The organism is Glutamicibacter protophormiae, assembly GCF_016894325.1.
GTDB lineage: Bacteria > Actinomycetota > Actinomycetes > Actinomycetales > Micrococcaceae > Glutamicibacter > Glutamicibacter protophormiae.
The window spans coordinates 583,325-596,267 of sequence record NZ_CP069806.1; the positions used below are offsets into that span (position 1 = coordinate 583,325).

The following is a 12,943-nucleotide window of genomic DNA, read 5'->3' on the forward strand; positions in this document are numbered from 1 at the left end:
GTTGCTTATAACGGCCCGTAGCTGCGCCGGATGTAGGGTCTGAACTATGAATTCGATTGGACAGGGAGGCACGCCCCTCATGCGACGCAACTCGAAATTATATAAAGAGCTAAAGGCAAGGTTTCCTGAAAATGTAGTTTCCCTTAGCGATTCCGTGCTCATGGAAAACTCAAGAGACTTTGGTCAACTCACGGGTGAGCCAAGGATGCCATTGGCCGTTGTGTTTCCGACGAAGGTCGAACAAGTCCAGGAACTAATGCGATTGGCGAATGAATTTCAGATCCCGGTGATCAGCCGGGGCGCTGGTACCGGTGTTTCTGGTGCGGTCCATGTCATTGATGACGCAATCATCCTGAATCTCAGCAAGATGAACAGGATCCTGGAGATCCGGCCCCAAGACGAAGTGGCGGTTGTTGAGCCGGGCGTGATTAATCATCATTTGAATCTCGCCGTATCTGAGTTTGGTTTGATGTACGCACCGGATCCGGCAAGTTACAAGATGTCCACTATCGGTGGAAACATCGCAACGAATGCAGGGGGACTGCGCTGCGCGAAGTATGGCGTCACTCGGGAATCGGTTCTTGGCTTAGACGTTGTCTTGGCAGACGGGAGCCTAATACATGTTGGAAAGAATACGTTCAAGGGTGTCGCCGGCTATGATCTGACAGCCTTGTTTACAGGTTCTGAAGGAACATTAGGCGTAATCGTTCGCGCTGTACTTCGACTTCGTTACCTGCCCGTTGACGAAAGAGATGTCGCGCTGATCTTCGAGGATCTGGAAGGGGCCGTCGACGGAGTCCAGCGGATAGCCAAGGCACGAATCCAGCCAGCGATTCTGGAGCTGATCGATCACGCGACGATGAAAGTCTTGGACGGACAGTACGGAACAGCTCATGCCGAGCGCGGTGGCGCAATGTTGCTTGTACGACTAGACGGTTACGGTGCAGAGAAAGAAGAAGCAGCGCTGCGCGAAGTGTTCAGGAACGGCTCAGTGCGGCTGAGCGCGCGTGACGATGAATCTGCAACAGCACTCATCGAAATGCGTCGAACCAGCCGAGGAGATACGAAAGACGATGCCTACCGAACTGGCGAAGATGTGGCTGTTCCCAAAAGCCATATGGTCGAGTACGTTCAACGCGTTCAGCAAGCAGCCATGCGAGAACAAGTTCAGCTGATGTCAACGCTAGCTGAAAATTGACCCCCTACCGCCAATCGAAAATTGACCCCTCCCCACCCAATTTCTTCTATGCCTGCTCAGCGTTGCTCAGCAGATCCCGACGGTTCTTCACCCGGTACGAATCACCAGACAACGACAACACCTCCGCATGATGAACCAAACGATCAATCATCGCCGAGGCAACAACATCATCACCAAAGACCTCACCCCACCGGCCAAAAGGCATATTCGAGGTCACCAGCACCGACCCCTGCTCATAGCGATGAGCAATCAGCTGAAACAGCAAATTCGCGGCCTCCGCATCAAACGGCAGGTAACCCACCTCGTCGATGATCAGCAACTTGTACCGCTTCAGGCGCCGCAGCTCATCGTTCAATTTCCCTGCCTGATGCGCTGCGGCCAGCCGTTGCACCCAGCCCGCAGCTGTCTCAAAAAGCGTCGGGTACCCCTGCTGGCAGGCTTTGACCCCCAGCGCGATGCCCAGATGGGTTTTCCCCACCCCGGGAGGCCCGAGCAGAATCACGTTCTCGGCCTTCGGGACGAACGTGGTCGTGGCCAGATGCGCCAGCACATCACGACGTAGCGAGGGCTGGAAATCACAGTTGAAATCCTCCACCGTCTTCATCGAGGGAAAATGCGCCCCGGCAATCCGCAACGCGGTGCCGCTGGCCTCCCGATCCGCGACCTGACGCTGGAGCACCGCGGCCAGATACTCCTCATGAGACCATCCCTCATCGCGCGCTTGATCGGCCAGCTGCTTCCACGTCCTGCGGATCGTGGGCATCTTGATGGCCCTGGCCAAATGCTCAATCGTTGCTTCCAAAGAACTCATTGCGGCTCTCCTAGAAAGTCCTGGCCGTCCAGGCCGAAGATTTTGTCGTAGTCGGATAGTTCGCGTGACTCAACCACCGGTTCGTTCACGTGGCTGGTGGTAGTACGGCGGATCTTGTTGAACGCCGAACGCAGCGTTGCAGCGACCTGCACATGGTCCGGGTCGGTAATGACCTGGTGCTTGGCCCAGCACCGCGGATGATCAGCCACCACCTGCTGATCGCAGACCCCGATGACCCGATCCATGGTGAGGGTGAAATCAACAAGCCGGCCAATCATCGAAGGGTCCACCGAGTAGTCATTGCGGTCCAGCCTCACGTAGTAGTCCCTGCTCAGCCGCACCCGATGGGTAAACCCGGTGGCCGGAGGCAGCGGCGGCAGGGCCGTCATCGCGGCCAGGTCCGTCGGGAGCCTGTCCAGGGGGCGGCCCTGGATTGAGCGGACCGTGCGCGCATTGGCTTTCGGCAGCCACCCGGACAGCTGCTGGTTGAAATCCTGCGGGGAGTTGAACTTCCTTCCCGGGAGGAAGGAGGTTTCAAAGAACTGGTTGTTGCGTTCTGTTTGCCCCTTGAACTCAGGATCCCGCGGCGGGGCCAGGAGGATCCTGGTCGCCAGCGTCCCGGCAAACGCCGCGGCGATTTCGGTGACTTTTCCCTTGCCGCCGATGGCTGACTCACGGTCCCAGATCAGTGTTTTGGGAACCGCGCCGGCCTTGTTGATCAAGCTCCACATTCCCGCAGTCAGGTCAGGGCCCTGCCGGCTGGGCAGCATCAGCGCGTCGAGCACCCTGGAATAGGACAGCGTCATCACCAACACCGGCAGCATCATCGACTGCCCGAACCCGACGGGAATACGCGGCTCGGGGAACCAAAGGTCCATTTGCGCCGCCTGACCTGGTTCGTGGACCAACCGGTCCGCGGGGTCCACGCTGGTGTATTCCGGTCGGATCAGTGCGACCCGGTTCTTCAGGGTGGAGATCGAATTCGTCCATCCGATCCGTTCGGCGATGACGGTTGCCGGCATGCGCGGGTATTCGCGCAGCAGCTTGCGGATCTCCGGTTCAAAATCATCGGCGATGGAACCACGCGCCGCCCGCTGGTATTTCGGCGGCTCGGTGGCTGCCAAGGCTGAGCGTACGGTATTGCGTGCGATGCCAAGGCGCCGCGAGATCTCTTTGATTGGCACGCCTTCTGCTCGATGCAGTCGACGGATCTCTGCCCACTGTTCCACATTGATCACTCCCTCAGAATGACTGTTGAATGGACCGGGTGGGGTCAATTTTCAAAAGTCGTTCAAGGGTCAGTATTCAGTTAGCGTTGACAGCTGAGGCTGATTTCCCATGCTGGTGACGGAAACTTGCATCCGACATTTTTTGTCGACTCCTCGGATGGGCCGAACCCGTTGGACCGACTGCATCGTGCCGTGCAACAGTCTGTTCGCATAGCCATCGAAATGGGTGGAACGATTACAGGCGAGCATGGTGTGGGACTCATCAAAAAAGACTGGCTCCCATGGGAACAGTCGGATCAGGTGATCGAGTTGCAGCACAAGATCAAGGGGTTACTAGATCCAACTAACATTTTGAATCCGGGCAAAGCGATATAGACCGCGACAAGTGCGTCTATTACGCCAGATACGTGGGATAACGAACAAATTGAAGCCTCGATTATGCGTTCTGCGCTAACCGGGTGTAGAGTAAAAACGTTCTTGATTACGGGATATGGCGCAGTTTGGTAGCGCGCGTCGTTCGGGACGACGAGGTCGCAGGTTCAAATCCTGTTATCCCGACCAGAACGCAAGGAGGAATCTTCGGATTCCTCCTTGTTGTTTAACCGAAAGCGCTCAAATTGAGCTCAAACGGACAGCGAGTCCTAGATCACTATCGAAAAGCTGCTCAGGATGTGCGATATCCAGATTTACTGTGTATAGTTATATCTCGTGCTAAGGCATCCAAAAGATCATTACCTAGGTATTTGATTCTGGTGGAGACCAAGTCACATTGGGATATGGTGTAATTGGCAACACAACGGTTTCTGGTTCCGTCATTCTAGGTTCGAGTCCTGGTATCCCAGCGCTTCACCGAAGTAATTCGGTGAGCTGAAGGAAACTTCAGCATACGGCCCCATCGTATAGCGGCCTAGTACTCCGCCCTCTCACGGCGGCAACACGGGTTCGAATCCCGTTGGGGTCACAAATATAAACGCGGAACTTCGGTTCCGCGTTTTTTGTTTAACCAGATGATGTCTCGTCAGCCCATCGGCAATAAATGGTGTCTACCCCAGGCGTGTTCCCAAACCGTCCATCCGTAAAAACAATCTCCAGTAGATGTTTCTTGTCCAATTCCGCCGGATGAACTGTCCCTCCTGATCGCTGGTGCCGGTGCCATAAGGCTCCGGGCTGAACGGTTCGGCATCAACCTCTCATTACGCTGCGTTCCTCGCGGTGGGCGAGCAGCGCCCTGGCAACAAGAGCACGCCCATTGCCGGTCGAATGGCCGGACCACCCCCGATTCCAGCTGAACCGCTCACACGAGCGCCGGCGATGTTCACTGGGCATCCCGAGGTGATAGGAAATCATGGCCTTGAGGCAGGATTCCTCTGCTCCCTCGATCGTGTTCGACGTGGCGATGATCCCCAGGCTTTTCAGCTTTACCTTCAAATACGTGGGCAGATGATCGTGCTGTATGACAGCCTCCCTTGATTGCGGGGCGCTACGTAGCCAGCCGTGGAAGTACCAACATTTCGATTCTGCATGACTCCTCGGGGTATTCGCGTGAGTTTCAGATGAAACTAAGGACCGTCCTCCCAGCTGCCAATCAAGGGTTAAGCGCGAGGCCGGTGCGCATGTTGTGCTGGATATACACCGAATAGCGTTGGATCTTCCCCTGATGCCAATGAAGTTCATCGTTTTCATCAAGTCTGAGCGTCCGTCGGCTACCACGATCTTCGGCTAGTGGATATGCACCAGTAATGCGGTCCATGCCTCAGCTTTTTTCGTTCGCACCACTACCATCCAAAATGACGTGACCGTGGGTGATAGGGATCAGGACAAGCCAGTAAGACCAGCTATGGATGTACTTGAGTTGGAATGCCCTCGAATTGGTTCTTATAAAACTCCTCACCGATGTGGCGCAGGTTGTGGTGCACGTTCCCGCGACAGACGGTCTGGTGCCGGAATATCCGGCCGGCGTCTCCGCCGAATTCCGCTCGCGGTTGTTTGCTCAGAAGCCAGGCCACGCAGCGGATGATCCTGGATGCAGGTGACAGCATCTTTAAGCTTGAAAGTGATGCTCGCTTTGCAGTTCTTGCATCCCGAACATTGGGATCCTCAGAAAGCGGCGCCCTTCGTTTCATGCGGGAATGACGGATTACAAGTGTGGGGTTGCCCAGCAAACTTCATGCCATGGGATTCAGTACCCATACGAATCTTGATCAGGCCCGGCCCCCAAGGGCAGAGTCGGGTCTGGGACATGCTTTCTTGCCGATGCCTCCTATATCGCTGTAAGAGCTGAGAACTCAAGACTCCAAATTAGATTCAGGCCTATGAGGTCATAGGGCACGAACCCATTGGAGTCTAATGACGAATCCGGGTCTAGTAACTGACAAGTCGTATAGTGCTGGGCCGAGCAAATACCCTTGGCACGAATGCCCTAGGGGCACAAGGGGCGCTTGCGTGGGCCATTGGCTCACACCGGATAAACAGCTTCAGTCGTACTCTTGGCCCTCGGTTGTTTTACTATCCGGAATTGGACCACGTTGCTAGAGCTTGCGGAGCAACGTGTTCTCGAAGGCACGAGCCTCGTGTGGGACAGTTGCGACGCCTTCTTGCACAAACTGGTCGCAGAAAGATTCCTAGATTCATTTGGCTGGGCACCATCGGGTCAAACGGAGAACTGATTCGTGGAATCTTAAGCTCCCAAACGCCTTAGCGGTTTTCTCCGGAAAACTCAGCTGAATAATAAGTATTAGTGTGCTCGCTGCACACTCGGGCAACCTCCGCCGGTATCGGGACAGAACTCCACCTATTGCCTATTTGCGTTGGGCTGGGCAGCGCCATGGCAGCAGTATCTAGCAAGCTAGAAGCACAGTTGTCACGGAATGGAACTCGTGCTGCTGCGCCAATGGAATAGGCAACCTTGACCGGAAGCTGGAGCCAACAAGTACTCGCGTGGCGCGACATATACGCCAGCCTTCTCATGACTGTGGCGACAGTCACCCGAAAAAGTAGCCCGACGATTTGTAAGTGCCGAAAAAGGTGTGTATAGTTTTTATCTGTCGCCGAAACAAGGTTCAAGAAAATCTGAACCGAATTCGAAGCGAAAACCATCGAGATTCAAATAATCTAAAAGATTAGTTTTAGGATTTCGAAATAAATTACGCTGGACGATATCGCCTCCTTGAATGGGTGGCGGAGAACCGGTAAGTGTTTGTTGTTTGAGAACTCAATAGTGTGCCAAGTTTGTTGATACCAAATTATTTTTTGTTTGGTGAATACGAAACATTTTGCTTGGGATGATGCACCCCCGTGTGTTGTTCCGAGTGTTTTTATTCGCCAGGATTTATACATCACGTGTGGCCCCGTCTTTTTCCGGTGGGGTTGTGGTGGCTTTTTGTTTTTTATGGAGAGTTTGATCCTGGCTCAGGATGAACGCTGGCGGCGTGCTTAACACATGCAAGTCGAACGATGAAGCCCAGCTTGCTGGGTGGATTAGTGGCGAACGGGTGAGTAACACGTGAGTAACCTGCCCCTGACTCTGGGATAAGCCCGGGAAACTGGGTCTAATACCGGATATGACCATGGGACGCATGTCTTGTGGTGGAAAGATTTATCGGTTGGGGATGGACTCGCGGCCTATCAGCTTGTTGGTGAGGTAATGGCTCACCAAGGCGACGACGGGTAGCCGGCCTGAGAGGGTGACCGGCCACACTGGGACTGAGACACGGCCCAGACTCCTACGGGAGGCAGCAGTGGGGAATATTGCACAATGGGCGCAAGCCTGATGCAGCGACGCCGCGTGAGGGATGACGGCCTTCGGGTTGTAAACCTCTTTCAGTAGGGAAGAAGCGAGAGTGACGGTACCTGCAGAAGAAGCGCCGGCTAACTACGTGCCAGCAGCCGCGGTAATACGTAGGGCGCAAGCGTTATCCGGATTTATTGGGCGTAAAGAGCTCGTAGGCGGTTTGTCGCGTCTGCCGTGAAAGTCCGAGGCTCAACCTCGGATCTGCGGTGGGTACGGGCAGACTAGAGTGATGTAGGGGAGACTGGAATTCCTGGTGTAGCGGTGAAATGCGCAGATATCAGGAGGAACACCGATGGCGAAGGCAGGTCTCTGGGCATTTACTGACGCTGAGGAGCGAAAGCATGGGGAGCGAACAGGATTAGATACCCTGGTAGTCCATGCCGTAAACGTTGGGCACTAGGTGTGGGGGACATTCCACGTTTTCCGCGCCGTAGCTAACGCATTAAGTGCCCCGCCTGGGGAGTACGGCCGCAAGGCTAAAACTCAAAGGAATTGACGGGGGCCCGCACAAGCGGCGGAGCATGCGGATTAATTCGATGCAACGCGAAGAACCTTACCAAGGCTTGACATGTTCCAGACCGCCTCAGAGATGGGGTTTCCCTTCGGGGCTGGTTCACAGGTGGTGCATGGTTGTCGTCAGCTCGTGTCGTGAGATGTTGGGTTAAGTCCCGCAACGAGCGCAACCCTCGTTCCATGTTGCCAGCGGGTTATGCCGGGGACTCATGGGAGACTGCCGGGGTCAACTCGGAGGAAGGTGGGGATGACGTCAAATCATCATGCCCCTTATGTCTTGGGCTTCACGCATGCTACAATGGCCGGTACAATGGGTTGCGATACTGTGAGGTGGAGCTAATCCCTAAAAGCCGGTCTCAGTTCGGATTGGGGTCTGCAACTCGACCCCATGAAGTCGGAGTCGCTAGTAATCGCAGATCAGCAACGCTGCGGTGAATACGTTCCCGGGCCTTGTACACACCGCCCGTCAAGTCACGAAAGTTGGTAACACCCGAAGCCGATGGCCTAACCACCTTGTGTGGGGGGAGTCGTCGAAGGTGGGACTGGCGATTGGGACTAAGTCGTAACAAGGTAGCCGTACCGGAAGGTGCGGCTGGATCACCTCCTTTCTAAGGAGCTAACCATTTTTTTGGTGCCCATGTCTGGACCCGAGTGTGGTTCGGGTGGGTTGCTCAAGGGTGGAATGTCAATGAACTCAACATCGGGAAACGGGTTTTCGAAAGGGCTGCCATGGTGGTGGTGTTTTCGGGGGTTCGGGTGTTGGCATGGTTTGTGTTGTGTGGTGTGTGTGGTTTAGTACGCAGTGCCGGCTCCTTTGGGGGTTGGTGGTGTTGGAAGGGCGCGCATGGTGTGTGATGCGAATGGGTATGTTTGGTGCACTGTTGGGTTTTGAGGCAACAAGCCTCCTGGCTGTCTTGCTCCTTGTGGGGTGGGGTGGTTGGGTGCTTGGTGTTTCGGTGTTTGTCCTGTGTCTGCTGCATGGTGTCCTGGTGGCTGGTCTTTTGGCTGGTTGGGGGTGTTGTGTGGGGGTGCGGGGTTGTTGTTTGGGAACTGTATAGTGAACGCGAGCATCTTGCAGACAAGATGAGTTGCATGTGCCTGTCCTGGGTGTGTGTGGTGTTTGAGTCTTGTTTGTAGTGATTTTGTTGATTGTTTTATAGCTCAATTTTGAGAACTTTGTTTTGTGTTGAAGTTTTTAAGGGCGCACGGTGGATGCCTTGGCATCAAGAGCCGATGAAGGACGTGGGAATCTGCGATAAGCCTGGTGGAGTCGATAACCGGACGTTGAGACCAGGATTTCCGAATGGGGAAACCCCGCACCATGTTATGTGGTGTGACCTGCAGCTGAATGTATAGGCTGTGTGGAGGGAACGCGGGGAAGTGAAACATCTCAGTACCCGCAGGAAGAGAAAACAATAGTGATTCCGTTAGTAGTGGCGAGCGAACGCGGATGGGGCTAAACCGGTTGGTGTGTGATAGCGGATAGGCGTTGCATCATCGGGGTTGTGGGGTCCACATGTACCAGTTCTATCTACGCTGGTGGGATGAGGTGCAGGCGTATAGGTGAATCGGTTGGAATGCCGGACCAGAGAGGGTGATAGTCCCGTAGGTGTAATGCGTGTCTGCCGTTCTTTGTGTGGATACCCGAGTAGCACGGGGCCCGTGAAACCTTGTGTGAATCTGCCAGGACCACCTGGTAAGCCTGAATACTACTTGATGACCGATAGTGAATCAGTACCGTGAGGGAATGGTGAAAAGTACCCCGGGAGGGGAGTGAAATAGTACCTGAAACCGTGCGCTTACAATCCGTTAGAGCCATGCCTTGTGTGTGGTGATGGCGTGCCTTTTGAAGAATGAGCCTGCGAGTTAGTGTTACGTCGCGAGGTTAACCCGTGGGGGGAAGCCGTAGCGAAAGCGAGTCTGAATAGGGCGAGTGAGTGGCGTGATCTAGACCCGAAGCGAAGTGATCTACCCATGGCCAGGTTGAAGCGTGTGTAAGAGCGCGTGGAGGACCGAACCCACTTCAGTTGAAAATGGAGGGGATGAGCTGTGGGTAGGGGTGAAAGGCCAATCAAACTTCGTGATAGCTGGTTCTCCCCGAAATGCATTTAGGTGCAGCGTTGCGTGTTTCTTGCTGGAGGTAGAGCTACTGGATAGGCGATGGGCCCTACAAGGTTACTGACCTTAGCCAAACTCCGAATGCCGGTAAGTGAGAGCGCAGCAGTGAGACTGTGGGGGATAAGCTTCATAGTCGAGAGGGAAACAGCCCAGAACGCCAACTAAGGCCCCTAAGCGTGTGCTAAGTGGGAAAGGATGTGGAGTTGCTGTGACAACCAGGAGGTTGGCTTAGAAGCAGCCACCCTTGAAAGAGTGCGTAATAGCTCACTGGTCAAGTGATTCCGCGCCGATAATGTAGCGGGGCTCAAGCACACCGCCGAAGTTGCGTCATTCAAATGTTTATCTGGCCTTCGGGTTGGGTGTTTGGATGGGTAGGGGAGCGTCGTGTGGACGGTGAAGTCGCGGTGTAAACCAGCGGTGGAGGCCACACGAGTGAGAATGCAGGCATGAGTAGCGAATGACGGGTGAGAAACCCGTCCGCCGAATGATCAAGGGTTCCAGGGTCAAGCTAATCTGCCCTGGGTTAGTCGGGACCTAAGGCGAGGCCGACAGGCGTAGTCGATGGATAACGGGTTGATATTCCCGTACCGGCGAAGGACCGCCCATACTGAGCGATGGATGCTAACCATGATGGATCATGGCTGTTGCGCCCTTCGGGGTGTTGGCTGTGTGATGTGGTGGGAACCGATGTTGTGAGGTCAGCGTATTAACAGGTGTGACGCAGGAAGGTAGCCGAGCCAGGCAATGGAATTGACCTGGTCCAAGGGTGTAGGAAGAACGGTAGGCAAATCCGCTGTTCATTGTTTCTGAGACCTGATAGGCGCCCCGTTTGTGGGGTGATTCGGTGATCCTATGCTGCCTAGAAAAGCATCGGCGCGAGGTCCCAGTCCGCCCGTACCCTAAACCGACACAGGTGATCAGGTAGAGAATACTAAGGCGATCGAGAGAATCATGGTTAAGGAACTCGGCAAAATGCCCCCGTAACTTCGGAAGAAGGGGGGCCTGCCCCGTGAAGAGGATTGACTCCTTGGAGGCGGGTGTGGGCCGCAGAGACCAGGGGGAAGCGACTGTTTACTAAAAACACAGGTCCGTGCGAAGTCGCAAGACGATGTATACGGACTGACTCCTGCCCGGTGCTGGAAGGTTAAGAGGACCGGTTAGCACACTTGTGTGCGAAGCTGAGAATTTAAGCCCCAGTAAACGGCGGTGGTAACTATAACCATCCTAAGGTAGCGAAATTCCTTGTCGGGTAAGTTCCGACCTGCACGAATGGAGTAACGACTTCCCCGCTGTCTCAACCATGAACTCGGCGAAATTGCAGTACGAGTAAAGATGCTCGTTACGCGCAGCAGGACGGAAAGACCCCGAGACCTTTACTATAGTTTGGTATTGGTGTTCGGTGCAGCTTGTGTAGGATAGGTGGGAGACTGTGAAGCTCGGACGCTAGTTCGGGTGGAGTCATCGTTGAAATACCACTCTGGCTGTACCGGTCACCTAACTTCGGACCATGATCTGGTTCAGGGACAGTGCCTGATGGGTAGTTTAACTGGGGCGGTTGCCTCCTAAAATGTAACGGAGGCGCCCAAAGGTTCCCTCAGCCTGGTTGGCAATCAGGTGTTGAGTGTAAGTGCACAAGGGAGCTTGACTGTGAGAGTGACAGCTCGAGCAGGGACGAAAGTCGGGACTAGTGATCCGGCGGCACCTCGTGGAAGGGCCGTCGCTCAACGGATAAAAGGTACCTCGGGGATAACAGGCTGATCTTGCCCAAGAGTCCATATCGACGGCATGGTTTGGCACCTCGATGTCGGCTCGTCGCATCCTGGGGCTGGAGTAGGTCCCAAGGGTTGGGCTGTTCGCCCATTAAAGCGGTACGCGAGCTGGGTTTAGAACGTCGTGAGACAGTTCGGTCCCTATCCGCTGCGCGCGTTGGAAATTTGAGAAGGGCTGTCCTTAGTACGAGAGGACCGGGACGGACGAACCTCTGGTGTGTCAGTTGTACTGCCAAGTGCATCGCTGATTAGCTACGTTTGGAAGGGATAACCGCTGAAAGCATCTAAGCGGGAAGCCTGCTTCGAGATGAGATTTCCATCCACCTTGTGTGGGTGAGGCCCCCAGCTAGATTACTGGGTTGATAGGCAGGATGTGGAAGCAAGGACCAAAGACTTGTGTAGCTGACCTGTACTAATAGGCCGATGACTTACAACACACTATAAGATGGTGTGTCGACAAAATTCATTTTTTTGCTGTTCGCGTTCACTATGCGGTTACGAGACAACAACCTCGAACCTGAAGAAGTTTTTTTGCAGGACGAGTGCTGGATCACCTGGTGGTTTGTGTGCTTCGTGATTGTTACGGCGGTCATAGCGTGGGGGAAACGCCCGGTCCCATACCGAACCCGGAAGCTAAGGCCCATTGCGCCGATGGTACTGCACTCGTGAGGGTGTGGGAGAGTAGGTCACCGCCGGACTTAACTTGAAGTGGTGGAGGCTCCGACACAGTGTGTCGGGGCTTTCGCTGTTTAACCGGGGTTGGTGTTGGGGTGGCGTGGGGGAGTGGTGGCTCCCCTTTTTTCCTGTTTAAAAGGCTGCCTGGTGGCGGCGGTGTGTTTTCTCGGCAGGATTGCCTGCTGGCCGGCATCGTGGCCTGACGTGAGGGTGGGGGGTGCTGCCCCGGCGGCGTTTCGCTGTTGGCTGTCGCAGGGGACAACGAGGGCAAAAACAGGGTTATGGTCTCGCAATTCCAATTGCTGCATTCGTTCTCACCCGCAACGCGATGAACCGTTCTCGGTGCCATTTGTGGAAGACGAGCACCCTGGTTCATTCTTCAATGCCCACATACCCTGGCATGGTCGATCCAGGCGAGGCGCGAAGCCGCCTGTACCCGTTCAGATTGTGCTCAGGCCCAATCCGGAACTAGGAAGGTGGCCTGGGCTAGCCGACGCAGTGTAAGGGCCTGAGGCAGGCATCTGAAGCTTCCTGGGAATTTTTGGCCATGAAAGTATGTATGGCGAAGGCCACATGGCCGAGGGGGTCCCCTGATTGGCGTGGAGGCCGTTGATCCTGCTATAGTTATGGAGTTGTCGCAATCGCGGATGACACCGTAGTTTTCCCACGGCCAAGCTGTGCGGGTTAGAGTTACGGCGATCATAGCGTGGGGGAAACGCCCGGTCCCATACCGAACCCGGAAGCTAAGACCCACTGCGCCGATGGTACTGCACTCGGGAGGGTGTGGGAGAGTAGGTCATCGCCGGGCACAATGTGCCGAAGGCCCCGAGTTATCTCGGG

The 12,943-nt window shown here is 55.0% G+C and carries 5 protein-coding genes, 3 tRNA genes and 4 rRNA genes; 10 read left to right on the plus strand and 2 right to left on the minus strand.

All coding sequences use genetic code 11. From position 1 onward, the window contains the following. Positions 1-79 precede the first annotated feature (79 nt). Entirely contained in the window at positions 80-1,198 is a 1,119-nt protein-coding gene (locus JQN66_RS02900) for an FAD-binding oxidoreductase (RefSeq protein WP_204676575.1), read from the plus strand. 46 nt (positions 1,199-1,244) lie between these two features. On the opposite strand, the gene istB is transcribed toward JQN66_RS02900, so the two are convergent. Both istB and istA read right to left on the minus strand, forming a co-directional pair. Continuing rightward, the gene (gene istB, locus JQN66_RS02905) at positions 1,245-2,009 is read right to left on the minus strand and encodes an IS21-like element helper ATPase IstB (RefSeq protein WP_204676104.1); all 765 of its coding nucleotides are present in this window, start codon (positions 2,007-2,009) and stop codon (positions 1,245-1,247) included. After that, complete coding sequence (gene istA, locus JQN66_RS02910) at positions 2,006-3,247, minus strand: IS21 family transposase (RefSeq protein ID WP_204676105.1); 1,242 nt, start codon at positions 3,245-3,247, stop codon at positions 2,006-2,008. Before istA ends, istB begins: the two co-directional genes overlap by 4 nt. Positions 3,248-3,364: 117 nt before the next feature. Between istA and JQN66_RS02915 the strand changes: the two genes are divergently transcribed. From JQN66_RS02915 to rrf (JQN66_RS02955), 9 genes are all read left to right on the plus strand, one after another. Next, on the plus strand, positions 3,365-3,613 hold the full coding sequence (locus JQN66_RS02915; RefSeq protein WP_239464116.1) for an FAD-linked oxidase C-terminal domain-containing protein: 249 nt from the start codon (positions 3,365-3,367) through the stop codon (positions 3,611-3,613). Between the two features lie 109 nt (positions 3,614-3,722). Then, a tRNA-Pro gene (locus tag JQN66_RS02920) sits at positions 3,723-3,799 on the plus strand. Between the two features lie 209 nt (positions 3,800-4,008). Continuing rightward, positions 4,009-4,080 (plus strand) — tRNA-Gln (locus tag JQN66_RS02925). 46 nt (positions 4,081-4,126) lie between these two features. After that, positions 4,127-4,199, plus strand: a tRNA-Glu gene (locus tag JQN66_RS02930). Positions 4,200-5,085: 886 nt separating this feature from the next. Next, on the plus strand, positions 5,086-5,271 hold the full coding sequence (locus JQN66_RS02935; RefSeq protein ID WP_204676576.1) for a hypothetical protein: 186 nt from the start codon (positions 5,086-5,088) through the stop codon (positions 5,269-5,271). Between the two features lie 1,352 nt (positions 5,272-6,623). Then, positions 6,624-8,149, plus strand: a 16S ribosomal RNA gene (locus JQN66_RS02940). A gap of 577 nt (positions 8,150-8,726) precedes the next feature. Next, positions 8,727-11,865, plus strand: a 23S ribosomal RNA gene (locus JQN66_RS02945). 144 nt (positions 11,866-12,009) lie between these two features. Next, positions 12,010-12,126: ribosomal RNA gene (gene rrf / locus JQN66_RS02950) — 5S ribosomal RNA — on the plus strand. A 668-nt stretch (positions 12,127-12,794) separates the two neighbouring features. Then, positions 12,795-12,911, plus strand: a 5S ribosomal RNA gene (gene rrf / locus JQN66_RS02955). Together the 16S, 23S and 5S rRNA genes form the textbook arrangement of a ribosomal RNA operon. Positions 12,912-12,943 lie beyond the last annotated feature (32 nt).

Coding starts and splice junctions, on each gene's coding strand:
- JQN66_RS02900 (WP_204676575.1), top strand. CDS start 80: ATGCGACGCAACTCGAAATTATATAAAGAGCTAAAGGCAAGGTTTCCT.
- istB (WP_204676104.1), bottom strand. CDS start 2,009: ATGAGTTCTTTGGAAGCAACGATTGAGCATTTGGCCAGGGCCATCAAG.